Below are 19097 nucleotides of genomic sequence, written 5' to 3' on the forward strand. Positions count from 1 at the left end.
CACTACACGCGGCGCCGAACTCAGGTGGTGAGTTCCGCATCTGGGGCCAAGATTACTGGTGTGACGAAGGTCGGGCTCATGTCCCGAGTTGGTTGCTATTGGCCGACAGTTTTGCAGGGCCGGAAATGTCAAGGTGACGCAGGTTCTGATTTGGCGATGAAAATCTTGTGTCGATGCGCGACGGCTATCCCGCTGAGAAACGAAGTGTAAGATCACATGCGAATTTTCGTTTCCTCCGCTGCACTTCTGGCGGGATGTTTCTGCATCGCCGCGGCGTACGCTCATCCACTGTTGGTGTCGCATGCCGGAAATGCAGACTATCACTCCGTGCAGCAAGCCATCGACGCATTGCCGGCGGAAGGCGGAAACGTCCGGATCGCGCCAGGCATCTATCGCGAGAAGGTTAAAATCACGAAATCCGGTGTTCATCTCGCAGGGACTGGCAACAAGCCGGAGGATACGGTCATTGTGTATGGCGACGGCGCGGTCAATGTAGGAGGAACGGCCCGTTCGGCGACGCTGGATGCCCCTAGCGATGACTTCCGGCTCGAGAATCTGACCATTCAGAACGACTATGCCCTCAATCCGGCCAATCCACCTTCGCAGGCGGTAGCGCTGTCCGTTACCGGAGATAGGGACGTCATTACGCGCGTCCGCCTGCTCGGCGCCCAGGACACGCTGTTTGCCGGCAAGGGACCAAACGGTAGAATGTCACGACAATACTTCTCGAACTGCTACATCGAAGGGCATGTCGATTTCATATTTGGCAACGCCAAGGTCTGGTTCCGGCAATGTGAATTGCACGGCATCGCCAATCAAGCGGTCATCTATACCGCTCAGAGCAAGGCAACGCCGGATGAGGACAGTGGCTATGTTTTTGATCATTGCAGGCTAAGTGCCGACCCTGCTGCGCGCTATATCGCGCTTGGCCGCCCCTGGCGCTCCTACGCCACAGTGGTCTTCCTGTCGACAAAGATAGATGCACGAGTGATTGCGGAAGGCTGGCGCGAATGGGCTCCCGGCGAGACCAACAAGTTGAGCACGAGCTATTATGCCGAATATAGATCCTTCGGCATCGGTGCTAACCCATCAGGCCGCGAGCCTCATTCCCATCAACTGAAAGATGGCGAAGCTGCGAGATGGTCGCTGAGAGTGTTCTTCGCGGGTGTCACAGATTGGCTGCCCACGAACCATCAGGTTCGAACAAAGAGCAATGTTCACGGTGAAGGGGTTCCACGGCGATCCTCGGATGAATGAGGGGAGCGAGCCTGATTGTGATGGAGAGTCTTGTACAGCAACCCAACCGCCGCCGGAGCCAAACCGACGGAAAGGGGGGCCGGCGCGACGATCTCATCTGTTCGCCGTCCACCCACATGCGCCCGCTTCAGCTCGCAGATCATCTTGTCCGTTTTGGCGGATCAGTGTCGGCAAGCTCTACGGACCGTCACGTCAGCACGTCGTCATCGCTCGGGAACGGCTGATTTGCCTGTTCAGCGCCTTGCGCAGATCTCCGGAGAGCGAAGTGGGCTGATGCTTCGCGGCTATATTCGTTCGGTCGGTGAGCGACGAAAATTCCCGTGCGCGAGGCGAGGGCGCCTATCTGCGCCCCGTCGAAAGTTGCTTCGGAACGAGAGCTCAGTCGGTCGAAAAGTTGTTGAGGAGACCAAGGCGCGCCGCGGCGAAATCATCGGTTACGGAGGCGCTGCCTCAGCCAACCAACTCGGTTGACGAGGCCGCAGACTGTTCGGCAGGTTTATTTGACTTCGGGGGCGTTCCGCGAGCTCCATCTTGGCAAGCAAGTTGTGGAGTTCAAGCATGCACCGCGTTGGCAGCTTACGATGGCCAAGCCGTCGTGCAGGTGAGGTCGTGCGCGCTCGAGCGGGGCGGTCCCGAGACTGCAAGAGAAGCCTTGCGGTCCCTCAGTCAAAGACTGAGCCCGATTGAAGTGAGCGAATCGAAGTCTGCCGGATCTTCATTGCCAACTTGGCTTGCCAGGCACCGTTACTGCTGCGAACTCAGGACGCCCTGCACATCTTCTCGAAAAAGAATGTTTGGGGTCGTTTTGATGCCTGAACGCGCTCGTCGCCACTGGGCGAGAATCTCGTCTCCGAGCGGAACGTCCCTTTCGAAGGCTTACGGCGCAATTCGCCGTTTCTCGTACGACGTGGATCTCACATACGGCATTCGAGCAACAGCTCCGGACCCGGTGGACAATTTGGTCCCTCAGAACCGCAGTCAAAGCAAAAGTGCTAACGCGCGAGAACGCCTCCGGTCTGCGTCAAGGAAAAGACGTTGTGCGTCATCAATGAACGCCTGCAATAGGACAAGCTCAAGGACGACAAGATGCACGTCACGTATGATCCATTGGAGACGGTAGCGGCTATGTAAGTCCCGCCGTGATGCTTGAATTCGGCGCACGATCGACCGGCGATCCATTGTTAGATCGGTCGACCAATTTCGTCAGCTCGAACACGAAACCGGCGAAGAGGTGCGATAAAATTGGAGCAACTCCGTCCGTCGTCAGGCGGGTGCCGATGCGACGCCGGTCTCGCGCGCAGCAATATCCTGATCTCGTCAGCTTCTTGAAAGGTTGCGGCTACAACAATCGAGAATCTGAAGAGCTGCAATCTCGCCGTAATCCAGGCCGTACGGATTGCTGCAGGGTCTCTACAAACATGAGGAGAGCAGGATGGATCCGATTGACCCATTCTTCGATTCAGGAGCCTGGATGCGGGAGTACGCCGCGCTGCCGGGGCGGGCGGGTCAGCGACGGGGCGACTCAAGCGAGCAAGGCGACTTTGAGAAGCGTATGGAGGATTTGCATCTCGATCCGTCTGATCAAAGCAAGTCAACTTCACCTGATCGGCCTCCCGCAGGAGGTGGTCGAGCAGTCCGGCGGGACGATTTCGGCGGTTCGATGCGGGCGCCGCCGCACTCCACTTTTAGGGAGAGTGCGCTAGGCGACACGCGCCGGAGCGTAGACATTCCCAGCTTTCAGCTTACCGCTGCGACGCAAGTGCCGCAGTCTAGTTTGCGAGATGATCTGTTCAGCAGCGCGCGCTAAAGCTTTCCGGACGCAGAGTCTGCCGCGTCGGCCAAAAGCGGAAAAAGCCGCAGATTATGGTCACGCTTCAAGTCGGGAATCGGCAAGGCGCTTGGCCGGAGCAGCAGTGAAAATTCGTCGCGCGACGCTGGGCAATCTGACGTCTTTTCGACGAATTTACGAATTGATTATGCGAGGCAGCCGGGCCGGACGCGCGGGGTCCCTGCGGCCGATGAGGAGCTCATTAAAGATTTCCGAAACAAGGCGGCGGGTAACCTCACCGACGGCACGATCAAGAATGCGGCAACCGATTTGCGCCATTTGAGCGTGCTCCTGAGCGAGCACGGCAGGCCCTCAATTGCGGATCGAATAGCCGGGAATTGGAAAACGCGCAGCAGGACAATCCGGAGGTGGAAAACCACCAGCTGGAAGCTGAGCTCGATGAGGAGGTCGACAGGTACGCAGGCCGCCGCGGCACGCGCATCAAGGCGGCCTTGAAGAAGCTCCGTGAGGTCGGTGCCGGAAACGCCCTGGCGCCTGATCTCCGCCGACTGGCTCCTCACGGCGCGGACGCAACCCTCATCCACATGTGGGCGGCGGCGGAAAAGGCAACACACAGGATCGAGCCGAAGACGATCGACAGGCAAGCTCGCCGCATGTCTAAGCTGAGTGAGTGGCTGCGGACCCATGATAGGCCACCGATGGCCGGCCGACTTTCCACCCCCGCGTTTGTCCGGGATCTCGAGGAGTACAGGCGCGAAACCAACGACAAGAAGATCAATGCTGATCTGGTCAAACTTGGCGGATACGAGCAAATCCTGGAGGCGAACAGGGCGCTTGGATTGAGGCCTCCTGAGGATCCGGGCCAGCCTTCTTGGGAAGCTGCTCGACAGCCGCATGCACTGCAGGGTCCTCCCGCAACGCCAGCTAGCCCGAGCGCGGGCGCCTGGGATTGGCTTGGCGAGCAGATCCACGGGCCCAACATATCGATGCCAGCGCCGCCCAGCCATTGGCAGGCCGGTTCGTCGCAGCAGCTTCCCGCAACCCCGGCGACGCCGAGCGCCGGAGCCTGGAACTGGCTTGGCGAGCAGATCCAAGGACCCGCCTCACCAGAGCCAGCGCCGCACTGGGGCGCGCAAGCTCATCCGCCGCTCGAGCTTCCTGCTACACCGGCCACCCCCAGCCAGGGAGCCTGGGCCTGGCTCGGGCAACAGATGCAAGACTCCGCATCGCCGTCGTGCGTGAGGCCTCGATCGTCAAACATCTACGGCGGTCTCGACTCCTTCGTTGATCTGGATCCACCCCACACCCCACGACTTGCGTGACGATGCGCGCTCTGCGCCAGCATCTGAATTTGCAGCCGCCTCGTCGTTCGCAGGACCGCCGGGGGCGGCTCCGGAGCTGCGGGATATAGGAGCGATCGTTGGCGCCGGCTGGCGCCACGGCTCCCAGGCGGCTTCAGTCGTGTTGATCGATGTATTGGGAAATATGCATCTGCTGCCAAACCAGTTCGGGCCAAGTCAGTTTGTGATCAATGGGGAGCGCTATTTTCGGCTACGGTGGACCAGGAGGCCGCAGGGATGTTCGCCTGATCCATCATCCCCGCGTGAGCCAGCCGGATGAACCAGGCCCGTCTCAGTCGCTCTATCGTCCCCGGCCGATCGTGCCAGCCGTGCAATCCGGTGAGGGGCCCGTTGATCTTGGGTATCTGATCCGCGGGGATGGGAGCACCGAGATCGATTCCTTCCGCCCTACCTCGTCCGCGCCCTGGAAGGCCAAGGCATCTTGCCGCGGGCGGGCCAACCAACCTATTTCGAGATCCGCGGAGTGCCTTACAGGGGTGAATTGGTGGAGAGCGAAGGCCGCCAGCGCGTACGCATTTATCCTGAACGTGGCTGAAGAGGCAGCAGGGCCTGCAATCGAGCTTTCGGCGGGGCAGCTCGCGTAAGGCGTTCTATAGCGAGGCTGTTGGCAGGCGATGGATCCGTTGCAGGGGCACGGCCTGAACCGTCCAGCCTCCTCTTTGTAGAATCTGCCAAGCGATTCTACCAATTTGGTGCGTGCCCGGACATGCTTTCTGCATCCCTGATCCTTTCACATAGTCCGCCAATTCTTGTCTTGAAAACCGCAGCTACCACAGATCGAACGCATTCCTGATCGAGGGAGCACCGGCGCCGAGCGCAGGCGATGGCCAAGCGCCAAGAACTTGGCCACCAAACGAAAGTTTGCTGACAAAGGCTTTTCCTGATGGCCGCCCAAATTCCTCGGCGGGCGCGGTATTTCGCAACCTGCATAGCTTAAGGCCTCATGCCCAGTTCAGTTATTGCGCTATGCAAAGGCCCCTCGCGCTGCGTTGCAAACACCTGGTCCGCTCGGGAGCAGAGTGCAAGTGCCCACTGGACCTGGGAAGCCGATGACAGCGAGCTTGGTGCGATAAAAATCGCTAAGGTCAGCTTCCTCCCAGCGCTTTTCCCAAATAATCTCGAAAAGGATCAATGAGGACAGAGTGTGCGGGCGGCCGCCGGCGCTCAGGCTCACCGCCCGCAGCAAGCCAGCGTTCGATAGTCCTCACGCTCATGGCGATCTGCGGCGCGATCCCGCGCGGCGACAGACCGGTGGCGCGCAAGTCGAGGATTTCGGCATGAAGTTGCGCGACGATTGAGAGCCGCGGGCGACGGCTCGTCAGATTCTCGAAAGTTTGTTCATAGTAGGACTAGCTCAATTGATTGCATGACGAGAGGCTAATGTGGAACCGCACAATTTTGACGTAACTGCCGGGCCGCGGTACAGGTCTCGCAAGAGCATCAACCCGACCGATCCGGGCAAGACGACTTTGAGCAGCAATTAAACGAGGTGCGCGAAGCCGATAACGCGATCCCTGACGGTGGGCCACGCGGTAGGCCCTCTACCAATGTGTCTAGCTACACCAGCAGTCCCCGGCCGAGCCGATGAGTGCACTTGCCAGGAGCAACCTCTTGCCAAGCGAGGTCCTCATCAACGATGAGCGTAACACAGCTGAGTTGAGAGCAGCGAAGAGGCCAAGGGCCCTAAAAAGTCCGCAAGGCGTTGCCATTGAGCAGCAGCTGAGCGAGTTCGCCAATTCAGGCGGTGGTGGAGCAATGTCAGCAGCCTCCGCGATGCAGCCGGCTCAATCAACTGGGATTGTGGTACGGGGGCATCAGTTGGACAAGCGGCCTGTTTATCCGAGGATGCTCCCGAAATCTTGAGGCTTGAGGAGGCTCTCATCAAAGGCGGGATGGTCGCCGGTGGGGCGAAGCAACATGCAGGCGCTCTTCTTAGCTTTAGCCGTTGGCTCTTCGCAAAACGCAGACCGAGCATTGTTGCTCGGCAGGACAATAAGTCGCTGAGCAATGGCGGTGACGTATACGAGTTCGTCGGAAAGGGAAATCCCAAAATCCTCCTTGTAGCATTAGACCATCTCCGCACCTTTCGGTCGACGGGCGAAGTCATCGTACGCCAACGGAGCGGTCGCGCCCGCCCCCCGAACGTGGCCCCCATCCATCCCGAAAGCGCGGCACTGATGGAACCGACGCTCATCGGCGACGCCGCTGCACAGCACAGGGCCTCGTACGAAGCTAGCAGTCGGCGAGAGGAGCTTCGGGACGGGCAGGAGGATCAACCCGCCCCGTCGGCTTTCGTCCAAGGGCACGTCGCGATCAATCCCGAGCAGCTTCATCAGTGGGAGCTTTTGCAAGTGCTGGATCATCTTGATCATCAACCCATTCCGTCACCAGCCTCCGTCCCTTCGGACAAGCTTCAGCGACTGGAAAAGGACTTACAGGGCGAGTTGCACCGACACCCTGCCGCGTCGTTCTCCGCCGATCCAGAAGAGTTTAGTTTCGATCTAAAGCAATTCTCTCTAGGTGCCGCGCGGCGAACAGGATGGAAGTGGAGCGTCGACCATGATGAGAGGGCTACGCCGGGCTCGTGACGCAGGGAGGGCGTAGCCCGACCGGAGTTACGAGCCCGGCGTCGGCGCGATCCACAGCGGACCGCGCCGACTGGTGATCGCGGCCGGCTGGTTATGCAAGTGGTTCTTCCGCCAAGAGGAATCACTCGCGTGCCAGGCCGACACATTACCGATCACCAAATGAGGCTCTACATGAAGTACCGTCAGACCGATAGCCCACCCGTGGCCGCCGCCAAGGCTTCGTTCAGCACCTCGACCGCTTACCGGATCGAGAAGGATCGACGCCTTCCGTCGCAGAAGAAGGCTCCCCGCGGCCGTCGCCGGCCAGATCCCTTGGCCCGCGTATTTGAGACAGATATCGCGCCGATGCTGAAGGCCGCCCCCGGTGTGCGGCCGGTCACGATCTTCGAGGAGTTGCTCCGACGCCATCCCGAGCTCGGCGCCGGCATCCGTCGCACGCTGGAGCGCCGGATCCGGGCCTGGCGGGCGATCCACGGCGAGGAGCAGGAGGTCATCTTCCGCCAGACCCACGAACCCGGTCAGCGCGGCCTGTCCGACTTCACCGACATGGGCGAATTGGGTGTCACGATCGCGGGCGTACCGCTCGACCATCGTCTCTATCACTTCCGGCTGGCCTATTCCGGTTTGAGCACGCCCATGTCGTGCTCGGCGGTGAGAGCTTCGTCGCTCTGGCCGAAGGCCTGCAGAATGCCTTGTGGTCACTCGGTGGGGCGCCACGGGAGCATCGCACCGACAGCCTGTCGGCCGCCTTTTGCAATCTCGACCGCGACGCCAAAGACGATCTGACGCGGCGATACGAAGACCTCTGTGCCCATTACGGCATGCGGCCTTCCCGCAACAATCGTGGCATCGCCCACGAGAACGGGGCGATCGAGAGTTCGCATGGTCATCTCAAGCGAGCGATCGGCGACGCGCTGTTGCTGCGTGGCACCGCCGACTTCGACGATCTAGCTGCCTATCGTGGCTTCATCGATGAGATCGCCAGCCGCCGCAATGCCCGCAACGCCAAGCGGATCGACAGTGAACGTAGCGCACTTCAGGATCTGCCGGACCGCCGCACGTCGGACTATGAAGAGGTGATCGTCCACGTGACGTCGTCCGGCGGCTTCACCTTGCGCAAGGTGTTCTACACGGTGCCGTCGCGCTTGATCGGCCATCGGCTGCGGGTGCGCCTGTATGACGATCACCTCGACGTGTTTGTCGGCGGCACGCATCTCCTCACCTTGCCGCGCGGGCGGCCGCATCCCAATGGCAAGCACGATCAGGTCGTCGATTATCGGCACGTGATCCATTCCTTGCGGCGCAAGCCGATGGCGCTCCTCAACCTGGTCTACCGCGACCAGCTGTTCCCCCGGGAAGCTTACCGCCGAGCCTTCGACGTCTTGCGCAAACGCTTACCGGACAAGAAGGCCTGCCGGATCATGGTCGATCTCCTCGCACTCGCCCATGAGCGCGGTTGCGAGGCCGAACTCGCCAATCAGCTCACGGCTGACCTGAACGACGGCCGGCTGCCCGACCTCAACCGGCTACGTACTCACTTCGCCCCGGATCCCGCCCAGGTGCCGAACGTCGTGGTACGCCTCGCACCGCTCGCCACCTATGAATGCCTCATCGGTACCGCCGAGATCGGAGGCGCCGCATGAGCACAACCAACGTAGTCGACACCGCGCGCCTCAATCTGTTGCTCAACGAGCTGCGGCTGCCCGCCATCAAGGCGCTGTGGCCGCAATTTGCCGAGCAATTCGATATAGAAGGCTGGCCGGCGGCGCGCTTCCTCGCCACCATTGCCGAGCACGAGATCGCTGAGCGCGGCCGCCGCCGCATCGAGCGCCATCTCGTCGAGGCGCGGCTGCCTACCGGAAAGACCTTTGACAGCTTCGACTTCGAGGCCGTGCCGATGATCTCCAAGGCGCAAATGACCGCACTCGCCGCCGGCGACGGCTGGCTCGGCAAGGGCGCCAATCTGCTGCTGTTTGGTCCGCCCGGTGGAGGCAAGAGCCACTTGGCGGCAGCAATCGGCTTGGCCCTCATCGAGAACGGATGGCGCGTCCTGTTCACCCGCACCACCGATCTCGTGCAGAAGCTCCAGGTGGCTCGCCGCGAGCTCAACCTCGAGGGCGCCATCAACCGCCTCGATCGCTTCGATCTCGTCATCTTGGACGATCTTGCCTATGTCACCAAGGACCAGGCCGAGACCAGTGTGCTGTTCGAGCTCATCAGCGCACGCTACGAGCGACGCTCTTTGCTGATCACCGCCAATCAGCCCTTTGGAGAATGGAACAAGGTCTTTCCGGACCCAGCTATGACCCTCGCGGCGATCGATCGCCTTGTTCACCACGCCACCATCGTCGAGATGAACGTCGAGAGCTATCGCAGGCGGACTGCCCTCGAGCGAAAGCGTGGTCCAGGGCGGCCACCGGAGCACGCGACACAAAAAACGCTCGCTTGATTGACGCTCCGCGACAATCAAAGCAAACAAAACTCTTGCGCGCGACAATCATCGCGGCGATCATCATCGCGCCGCGACACTGACTCGCCATCCTGATCGCCGCGCTCTTCCGACCCAGATCGTCGCGCTATACTAGGGGAGCTTCGGCGATTGCTTGATAATCAATCCATGCCGTCCCCCGTCTCCGTCCCCTCAGAGGAGCTTCAGCGACTAGAAAAGGACTTGCAGGATGACTTGCGCCAACACCCTGCCCCGTCGTTCTCCGCCGGTCCAGAAGGGCTTAGTTTCGATCTAGAGCAATTCTCTCCAGGGGAGCTTTGGCGATTGCTCGATGATCAATCCATACCGTCGCCAGTATCCGTCGATCCAGATGACTCGGCTCTAAATTTAGGGCAGTCTGATCTTCCCCGAAAGAGTGGAGGGGTTTAAGCGGCTTTTAGCTCCATCTCGATCGGGCGATATATCGATTGCGGAATGGAGCCGGGTTCGGCTCGTAGAAGCCCTCGATGAAAGCAAAGATAATGCGCTGGGCGTCGGCGCGGTTATGGTTGCGATGACGAACCAGTGTATGGAGGAAGCTCTCCATCGGGGCATTGTCGTAGCAAACGGCCTCGCGGCTCATCAACGCGGTGATGCCGGCGCCCGCGAGACCGCCTCGTCTCATGCAATTGGGTTCTTTGGTGAAGGTTGCGGAATTCACGGGCGCGAATAAGGTCATAAGATCAGAATCGCAATCGATGCCCGCGATTCGCCCTTGCTCCATGCCTTCCGCTCGCTGGTTTCCCCCGAGCTTACGATCGTCCAGGTCCTTCCCCATGCCGATAAAGTGGTGCTCGTTGCTCGGTCGAAGGTCGCGCTCTCGTTTCTGTCACGCTTAGCCGACTTGCCGTGGTAGGGTTCGGTCCCATGCGTCACGATAACGTCGGAGCAGAACGGCGCTTGCGATGATCAGAAGAATATCAACGTAGATATCAACAGATTGAGCGCGTGTTCCGTTTGGGGCGTGTGTGTGATGATTGTCGGGTAATGAATGTATGACAGTCCGACGCTTGCATATATCCCCGGAGCGAGATGCGCGATGTATGTTCCCGTGACTGCTGTGCTATCGCGGTGCGCAAGCTGGCCTTTTGCCAGAGCAGCATCCACTGCAAGCTTACTCCAGGCCGTGTTGGTCGCCACGAGAGCAATCAGATCACTGGGCCGGCTATCAAAAGGTCCCTTTGCATAAAGACGAAGCTCGTAATACCGGCTGATCCTGTTGCGCTCAGGTGGAGCTCCCATGACGGAGAAGCCGCCGTAGATGCCGCGAGACGGCGACCCAAGGGCGTCACTCTGCCAGAGCTGCCTGTCCGCAGCGATGTAGTGAAAATTATTTCCGCTCTCCCTTTGTTGCTTGGGATCCGCCAAATTCGTGTAGCGGCTCCTGTTCAAACCAACGCCCGCCCGCAGCCACGTGTCGGGTACGCCGGGAGCAGCCTTGCTCTTGTAGCCGGCTTCTTCGACAAGAAGGATGCCTGCATTGGCCGTGCTCCATTTCAAGCCGGTGGGATTCTCGGTTATATGGGCATAGGCACCATCTGGACTGATTGAGCGCTGGACGGAGACCTTGTTGTACAAGCGAGCGTCAAAATTGTACTTCAAGTTGGCCGCTGGCGTGGGCGCGGCATTGGTGCTCATCCCAGCCTGGAACAAGGCAGACATGTTCGATCCTGTGATTCCTCCGAACAATGTGCCGGTGAATTCATTCTGGTTTCTGAGGTAGCCAAGTTTGAGTTCTAGTGTCCTGTTGAAGAAAGTCTGGTAGTAGGCGAGCGTATTGAGTCCCACCCGATCTGGCCCTGGGCGATCCCACGTCCAGTATTGCTGCTCGGCCCCTACGACAATCTGTCCGTCGGCAATGCCAAACCGGCTCAGATCGTAGGTGACGATCATGAAGTTCGCCGACGCGAAAGTCGGATTCTGGCCCATATAGAGCTGGTTTGCGATAGTGCTTCTGGCTGCATGCGGTAGCTGGTTGCTTGCAAAGGAGTTATGTGTCCACCCGATATAGCCGATGCCGACGTCCGCCAGCGCAGATCTAACGCCCCCCTTGTCCTGATCAATCGTATCTGCAGGACCAGGGATGGGGAACCACAACCCTTTTTCACGCAGATTGTCGTACCTTTGGAAGGGATCGATCGTTTTTTGCGGTCTCGTCTGAGCAGCCCTGTCCGCATTGCCGCGCTTCTCCAAAGGCACTCCGGGACCTGCTGCTCGCGCCGGGGCAGGAGGGCGGATTGCCTGACAGATCAGGTCGATCGGGAGCTTTGCGGCCCGGTCGGAAGTCTTTCCTCTTTTGCTGGCCTGATCCACAGGGTGGTTACTAGGATCAAGTCCGCTCGCGGTTTGTGCCAGTACGGGATTGCCGACCAGACAAGCCGCTAGCGAAAGTGCGATAGCAAGCCCAGATTGCTTGCCCCTTGGTCTTAAATTGAAAGAAAGTGCTGCCGTAGCCGAGTATGTCCGGGGCGAGGTCGTCGCAAGAAGGCAATCACGCATGGCGTAGTTCGGGTCCATGTCTGCCGGCCATGAATATGCGGCCTGATTGGCCCGAAGTGAGCTCGCGGCGGCGTGTGGCACGCGCCTGCTTCCACATCGTCATTGCAAGCGCAGCCAAGCAATCCAGACCCCCCCGCAGTGGCAGTCTGGATCGCTTCGTCGCCAGCGCTCCTCGCAATGACGAGCAAGCGGCATCGCGGCTGTCGTTTCGCGTCCGTGGGGGAGGGGGACGAGCCAGAACTCGATCTATCCGAACAGAGCCACTCAGGCTTCCTGAACCTCTCAGCTCGCGGCGCGAGGATGATCTGGTCCGAAACTTTGGTTGTGCGTGACGCCGGTGCGCCCAGAGCCAGCGGAGAGCGCTGGCTCGGCAAATGCTCACGAGCGCGCGGAGCGTTCTGTCCTGGCCGCCAAAGCGTTGCGAATGTCCACCTTGCTCACTGTGCGTCAGGCGAGTCTGGCGGTGGTGCGCATCTGCATCGAAGGCGGCTTTCTGGACCAAACGGCAGCCACCCGAAAGCAAGGCTAGCCGTGCAAGAGGCTTGGCTTCACGAAGCGTTTCATTGGTATCGTTGTCACCGAAACACGAGACGATCGGCGGGCTTGAAGGCCGAAGAGCTTTTGGATTTGCGCGCGCGGCAACCACACCACAACATCCAACGTGATAGCCCAGGGGACCGGAGGAATCAGCCATCGAGCAGCTTTGGCGGATATCGGCGAGCAGTTGCTTTCTGCCGTCGGCGCGGCAAAACCTGTCTTGCATCCAAAACCTTGATGTGCGCGGCGTTCGTTGGTTACGCTTGCCACGTGCCCGTCATCTCGAACAACCTGCCGGAACTGGTAGTTGATCAGGTGCAATGTTTGCCGGTCCAATCGCGCCATTGCGGCTCGGCCGATCAGCCGTGGCGCTTACGTGGCGCGTCCCAGACGAGGTTGCTGGTCTGGGCAATGCGTGAGGCGGGGCTCCATCGAACACTTGCAGGAATCAGTGGACGGTTTGCATTCGTGCCGGGGCACGGTAAAAAATCTGCAAGGTTCTTCTGAATGATGAGAGAATGCTGCGCCATCGCCGACTACGACGAGAACCATTGCTCGCTGGTGGCGCTATCATTGAGAACGCGCGCAAATTGTCGCGTTGCTCAAGAAGGAGCGTTTCATAGGAGTAGGCGCAGCCGATCGGGAAGCTCACCATAGATTGATTATTGTCGACGCTGGCAGCTCCTGGAACGCGGGAGCATCGCGAGCTATCGCGTCGACAAAATAAGCCTGCTGGAACGAGATCTTGAGCGAGGGACAATGGACTTGATTGATCAAGCGGCCGCTTCAGACTTGCGGCCGCTCTTGCACGGGCCGTCAAGACGGATTCTCCCGGTTTTGGTGCTCCCGCTTATCCTCGTCGGCTCGTGTGCTGCTAGCGCCTGGCTTTGGGCTAACCTTGAAGAGCCTGTCGAGACGCCGGAAAGCAGCGAAGTCGCTTCAACGATGAGCCTGCCACCGGAGGACAGGGCATCCTTGTCCGAGATAAAGTGGGCACAGCAGAAAAATGGTGATGAGATCGCAGAACTCAACCGCCGGATCGATGCCCAGCGGGATGTCCTCAAAGGGGTCCTGGATCAGATCACCATACTGACTTCGCGGATCGATGCGCTGCAGAGTTCAACACCTGTCCCTTCTGCTGCTTCCGAGCCTCCTTTGTCGCCAGCCCGGGCTGTTTCGAGCGCCGCCAGGAAACGCTTCGGGCGGTCCAAACCACAGGGACCTGTTTCCGTCGGAGGCGCGCCAGTGATCGCCGGACCGAAGACAGCCGAGCCTTGAGTCTGGGACGCTGCAGGCGTCGTCGAGTGTCCAACTGTGCTCGAGGAGGTGGACCGTAGCTTCGCAAAGCTGCCTCCAGCCGTAAATTTCCCGAAGCTGGTGCGGGCGCCGGCGTCTCCAGCGGCACGTCGCTGAGGCCGTCACCATCATCAAGAGCAGTCAAGGGGAGGTGGGGCAGAGCCCTTTCGGCATGATCGAGCCGTGGCCCTGAACGGCGGAATCCGCTGCGCTTCTCCTTCAAATCAGCTTCCCTTTAGTCAGCCCTCCCGGTTTGAGGCCATATCTGAAAGATCGTTGTCATGACACCGCCGCTGCATCCTCGAAATCTGGCCTGTCTGCCGGAGGTGCCTCTTCAGATCATTCCGTCGCGAAGAGCTTAAATGTTTGAGATCTGCTCACATGCGCGGCTTAGTTAATAGGGATACGGTCGAGATAGGTGTCGAATGCGGCAGCAACAGCACGAACGAGAAACCTGTGTTCCTGCTTGACCCGAATGAATCCCTCTTCAATGTCCACTATCCCGTCTTCGGCGAGCATTCCCAGCCGGTCGGCCGAATTGAGAAGAGGAATTGGATCAAATCCGTGAGCAGCACAGATCGCTGGTACGTCGGCCTGCAAATCGCACATCAGACGCTCGATAATTGCGGCGCGGAGGCGATCTTCGGGGGAGAGGCAGTAGCCTTTTGAGGTTGCCGGACGACCAGCCTGAATGTGTTGGTGATAGGAAGCGGTTGCGCTCTCGTTCTGAACGTAACCCTCACGCAGACGGCCGATGGCTGACGGACCTAAGCCGATCACGGTTTTGCAGGTATCAGCCGAATAGCCCAGGGAGTTGCGGCGAAGCTGACCGGCTTTCTGCGCCAGCGCGAGCTCGTCGTTGGGCAGGGCGAAATGGTCGAGCCCGATCTGGCGGTAGCCAGCCGAGACCAGCGTATCTGCGATAGCCGCGGCTTGCTCGGCGCGGGCGAGATTATCCGGCAGCGCCGTCTCATCGATCTGGCGCTGACGTTTCATATAGGAGGGGACGTGAGCATAGCCGAAAACTGCAAGCCGGTCTGGCCGCATGGCCAGAGCCGTCCGTGTAGAGTCCACGCAAGATCGCACCGTCTGATGCGGCAGTCCGAAGAGGAGGTCGAAATTGATGCGGCTTATCCCATGCTGGCGAAGGCTTTCGACGACAGACGCCGTCTGCACCTCGCTCTGGACGCGGTTGACCGACCTCTGAACCACCCCGTCGAAGCTTTGCACGCCGATGCTCGCGCGATTGACGCCGGCCACTTGTAATGTTTCAACCATCTCGGCCGTGAACGCACGTGGGTCGATTTCTATGGCGATGGTAGCTGATTTGCTGAACGCGAAGCAGCGTCGCAGGAGTGCCATCAAGGCGAGAAAATCGGCCGGTGCAATAGTAGTCGGCGTCCCGCCGCCGAAATGCACGTCGCTTACCGGCAGCGCGCGAGGCGCTTGCTCTGCGACCAAACGTATCTCGGCATGCAGCGTCGCCAAGTACTTGCGGATCGGTCGCTCGCTGCGAGTGAGGCTTGTAGGGAAGCCGCAATACCAACAGATAGCACGACAGAACGGAACCTGGATGTATAGCGACACGGGATCGTCGGGCGGCAGCCGCCTCAACCATGTCTCACAAGTCTTGGCACCGACGGTCGCGGAGAAATCCGGCACGGTCGGGTATATGGTGTACCAAGGCAGGCGAGCGTCGCAATACTTGTTCAGGAGAGACGTCTGCAAAGCCTAACTTTCTCATGGTCGAGCGGCATAAAGCTGACCGATGCCCACTGTTATGTCTTTGCGTTATGTCAAACGCGTCTAACGGTTCCTGAGATCTGGCCTGCTCTCGACGTCACGGCCAAACGCAGCGTTGGGGTTCATGCCTGGAAGTGAGCGCCGCTCGTCCGCAATTATTCGGACGTTTATGGTGGCATATGAATTTCTACGAGGACGCTCGAATTAGCGCGGTGTACCGCGACTAGCCGTGCGCAGTATCAATCGCTCATCGGGCAGCGTCGTTTCCGCATTCCCCCTGGCGTGCTGCCTTTTTGCGACGGAAACAGGGATCTTAAAACCTCAGCAGGGCAGCTGAGCTTGTTGCTGGACTTCCGAGGAAAGGCCGACGTGGTTGCTCCGCAATCGACGGATGCCTCCCGTTCAAGGCCGGAGCGTCACGGAGATAAGTGACTTGCTAGAGCAGAGCGCGATGTGCGATGTGCGATTGCAGCACGTGACGCTGCGTGCGATTCAAGTCTTTTGTAGCAGCTCACGAAAAACTTTTTTGGTTTCCAGCATAAAATCAATGAGCCTCAATTCCGCCACGCTGCTTGTCTCATTGCCGCAAGCATCATCACGGATGTACTGATGATGTTGGGGTGGCCCCGGCGCACTTCACGCCCCCGGCAAAGTGCGTCGGGACGCCTTGGTTCGCCGGCGTCTCGTTCAGATCCAAATACATGTCACTAACTCACAACGAGTTGGACGTCGTGCTGATGGCAAACGCGAGCTCGGAACGATTTGCTGTACTTTCTATTCTGCTTCATCGGTTGAGGCGTTTTGTTTCTGATAACGCCGTTGCAGCTGTTGATCGGCCAGATCGCATATCTATGCAGCGAGTCTTCATTGGCGTCGCATCAATGCGATGGACCTCCAGATTCGGTTCCACATAAGTCGCCTGGTGAGGCGTCGATCATCCCGTCACAAAACATTCCTACGCTGCGAGCTGGAGGCCATGTATGCAGGAGCCGGGGTGTAAGGTTGTGCCTCATGATTACAGAAAATGGGATTCGCATCCTGGCGTTCCAGTCCATTCACACTGGATCGATAAAGTGTCTGTTTCGAAAACCAATCGAGCGTGGACATCATCTTCGTAATATTCTCCATGAGGACGCAGCCCACACGCGCGCGAGAAAGGAGATTGCGCGGCCTTGCAGAAATACTATATTGAGAGTTCATCGCCCTATCGCTCCTAACCAAGTCGAATGCGCACCCTGGCGCGGTCCTCAGGGTAGTGAGAGCTTGCCGGATCGCCATCGATCAGGTGCTCTTCGTCCGGCACGCTTGATTGAAGCGTCGCGCCAGGCCATAGCCGAGATCGGCGTACGCCTCGTTTGCTCGCCCGGCCTGCCCGACGTTGATCCTGCAGGTCGATTGGAAGCGCGAATCGGATGCGATCTAGTACTGACCGTCCGCCTCAGGACGATGCGGAGCGCGCTCGGATCCGCCTCACCCTCGCTCGACCCTACGGCTTTTCGCGATCGTGTTGGCGGCTTTCAGTGTTGGGCAAGGCGCTCGGACCAGGCTTGAGCCGCGGCTCGCAGAAACCTTGTACTTCGATCTGACCGCGCTGGGATCGCCCGCATGAAAGATGCGCGTTTCCACTTTAAGCGCGAACCAATTGAATGCCGGCAACGAGCAGAACGGCCGCCAGTATGAATCTGATGGCTGTCTGGCTCAACCATTTCAGGCCGATTACTGCTCCAGCGACCGCCCCCGCCAGCGTGAAGATAGCGTATAGAGCCAAATCCGGAGAGGGAAATTGCCCGGTGAAAAGAGCTCCGACGAAGCCGACTGTGGAATTGGCCAGGATAAAAGGGGGTGATAGCGCGACGGTCTGCCTCGGTGATGCCCAATTCAGTGCGATGAGCGTCGGGGCGAGGAACACACCGCCGCCCACCCCAGTCAGGCCAGAAACGAGGCCAAGGACCGCGCCAATGCTCACGCTTTCCCGGAGCGGAATTTCGCCGACGCGATCGACAGCTCGTCCCCGCTGCATGATCATCACTGCGCTCGCCAGAAGAAGAACGAGTCCGGTTAGTGTTTTGTACATGTGCTCCTCGAGCACAATCAAGCCACCGGCAAGCGACGCTGGCATTGACGAAAAGAGAAGAGGGCGCAGGATTGTCCAGTCAACGACCTTGTTGCGGTTGAACAGCCAAGTAGAATAAGCCGCGACGACAATGTTGAGACCAAGCGCCGTGGGGCGCGTCTCTGTCGATGACATACCAAAAAAAGCCATTAGCGAGAGGAATGCAGTCCCGCCAGCCTGGCCAACGCTCGCATATAGCAGGGAGATGATCGCGAAGAGCAGGGAAGTCATGCTTCACATATCTTGGCGACGATCTTCGCCCGTTTTATTAGCAAGCCCATCATGATTCGTGCATCTGGTGCGGCCTAATTGTATTTCCGCTCGGGGCGGATCTAAGCGGTTCGCCGGAATCGTGCGGCCGGAGGTGTAGTCAGTTCAAGTTCCTTAGCGAGTGCCATGTGTGGACCCTCCCATCAATTGCCGAGGTTGGTAGTTGACTGGGCCCCAATAGGGGGCGTTTGAGGCCCTGAGAGGACGGCACTCGAGGGGGCGGCCGAGGTGAGCTGCCGAGGTGAGCTGCATTTGTTGCTGTAGCTTACCCCGTGCCGCAGCTCGCAATGGTACTGTCGCCTTCCCTCCCCATGTCATGAATGCTTCGAGGCACCTACCTCGCAACCAACCGTCCGCATTCGAAGTCCTTTTGCGACGATTGATTTTGGCGAAATCAACAGTTGGTATGGCACTTGCTAGTCCGATCCGGGGGCCTCTCCTTCTGGAATGCGCATGCAAAGTGTCTTCCGCATCAAACAGGTTTCGCGACTGCGCCTATCGCTTGTTGCGTTTTTGACGTGGCCCATTTCTGTCCGTTCGGTTCGTTTGTACCGGGCCTGCCGGACGGGCCCGATGAAATGCCGGACAACGATGCGGGGAGTATGGCGTCTGCATCGGATCTTCCGTTCAGCTCATCGATCGCGTCACCGACGCTGTCACACGCCGAGAATCAGCGACAGGTTAGCGATGGATGATTCGCAAGATTGGGAAAAAAGATGACACTTCTGTTGTCTTCATCTCAAAGCAGGGAATTGGTACTGACAAGACGCAGATCGAGTCTCGCACTGAAAGGTGCGTGCTCTACCTTACGTGTAGTTCAGAGCCCAAGATCTCCTCGTGCTCGCCCGAGAGACAAAGCGAAGCACCGTTCGGACGCGACTGCGGTTTCTCGCCATGCAAGCTAAACCGACCCAAGCATCTAGCCGTGCGTGCGCTCGGTTCTTGTCGCCAGCACAGTCCCGGGGCCCTCGGCCCTTCTATCACTGCCGGCATGAGTAAGATGGAGCATCCTTGTGTTCGCATGGAGTCGATCCGCACGGACGACAGGCGATGATCTCCGAGTTCGCCAGCTCGCCATCAGCGAGCACTTTGTCGATCGCCTCGGAGCAAGGATGATGACGCTATTCGGTTGTTTGACGATGCGATCATCCTGGCG

At 59.2% G+C, this 19097-nt stretch carries 10 protein-coding genes and 1 pseudogene; 6 read left to right on the forward strand and 5 right to left on the reverse strand.

Annotated features, from left to right (window positions below):
- Positions 1 to 216: 216 nt before the first annotated feature.
- The 5 genes and pseudogenes from ACE10W_RS06680 (at position 217) to istB (ending at position 9444) form a co-directional block, all read left to right on the forward strand.
- Complete coding sequence (locus ACE10W_RS06680) at positions 217 to 1257, forward strand: pectinesterase family protein (RefSeq protein WP_011084794.1); 1041 nt, start codon at positions 217 to 219, stop codon at positions 1255 to 1257.
- A 2166-nt stretch (positions 1258 to 3423) separates the two neighbouring features.
- Entirely contained in the window at positions 3424 to 4368 is a 945-nt protein-coding gene (locus tag ACE10W_RS06685) for a hypothetical protein (RefSeq protein ID WP_018647405.1), read from the forward strand.
- 1898 nt (positions 4369 to 6266) lie between these two features.
- Positions 6267 to 6995, forward strand: a complete 729-nt coding sequence (locus ACE10W_RS06690) for a hypothetical protein (protein ID WP_018647403.1) — start codon at positions 6267 to 6269, stop codon at positions 6993 to 6995.
- A gap of 93 nt (positions 6996 to 7088) precedes the next feature.
- A pseudogene (gene istA / locus ACE10W_RS06695) lies at positions 7089 to 8638 on the forward strand (IS21-like element ISBj11 family transposase).
- The gene (gene istB / locus ACE10W_RS06700) at positions 8635 to 9444 is read left to right on the forward strand and encodes an IS21-like element ISBj11 family helper ATPase IstB (protein WP_253569675.1); all 810 of its coding nucleotides are present in this window, start codon (positions 8635 to 8637) and stop codon (positions 9442 to 9444) included. Before istA ends, istB begins: the two are co-directional and overlap by 4 nt.
- Positions 9445 to 9880: 436 nt before the next feature.
- Here istB and ACE10W_RS06705 read toward each other — a convergent pair whose 3' ends face one another.
- The 3 genes from ACE10W_RS06705 to ACE10W_RS06715 form a co-directional block, all read right to left on the reverse strand.
- Positions 9881 to 10261 (reverse strand): transposase, encoded by a 381-nt coding sequence (locus ACE10W_RS06705; protein ID WP_011084799.1) that lies wholly within the window; start codon positions 10259 to 10261, stop codon positions 9881 to 9883.
- A gap of 131 nt (positions 10262 to 10392) precedes the next feature.
- Positions 10393 to 12000, reverse strand: coding sequence for a carbohydrate porin (locus ACE10W_RS06710; RefSeq protein WP_223153702.1), 1608 nt, complete (start codon positions 11998 to 12000; stop codon positions 10393 to 10395).
- Between the two features lie 507 nt (positions 12001 to 12507).
- Positions 12508 to 12864 carry a hypothetical protein gene (locus tag ACE10W_RS06715; protein ID WP_161966254.1) on the reverse strand — a complete coding sequence of 119 codons (357 nt, stop codon included), beginning with the start codon at positions 12862 to 12864 and terminating at the stop codon, positions 12508 to 12510.
- A gap of 414 nt (positions 12865 to 13278) precedes the next feature.
- Between ACE10W_RS06715 and ACE10W_RS06720 the strand changes: the two genes are divergently transcribed.
- Positions 13279 to 13797: a hypothetical protein gene (locus ACE10W_RS06720; RefSeq protein ID WP_011084803.1), complete on the forward strand. Its 519-nt coding sequence runs from the start codon at positions 13279 to 13281 to the stop codon at positions 13795 to 13797.
- A gap of 408 nt (positions 13798 to 14205) precedes the next feature.
- Here the strand turns inward: ACE10W_RS06720 and hemN are convergent, their stop codons facing one another.
- A complete protein-coding gene (hemN, locus tag ACE10W_RS06725; RefSeq protein WP_018648293.1) occupies positions 14206 to 15543 on the reverse strand; it encodes an oxygen-independent coproporphyrinogen III oxidase in 1338 nt (445 codons plus the stop codon).
- A gap of 1642 nt (positions 15544 to 17185) precedes the next feature.
- The gene (locus ACE10W_RS06730; protein WP_011084806.1) at positions 17186 to 17902 is read right to left on the reverse strand and encodes a sulfite exporter TauE/SafE family protein; all 717 of its coding nucleotides are present in this window, start codon (positions 17900 to 17902) and stop codon (positions 17186 to 17188) included.
- Between the last annotated feature and the right edge of the window lie 1195 nt (positions 17903 to 19097).

It is taken from the genome of Bradyrhizobium sp. B025 (assembly GCF_042257955.1).
Classification (GTDB): domain Bacteria; phylum Pseudomonadota; class Alphaproteobacteria; order Rhizobiales; family Xanthobacteraceae; genus Bradyrhizobium; species Bradyrhizobium diazoefficiens.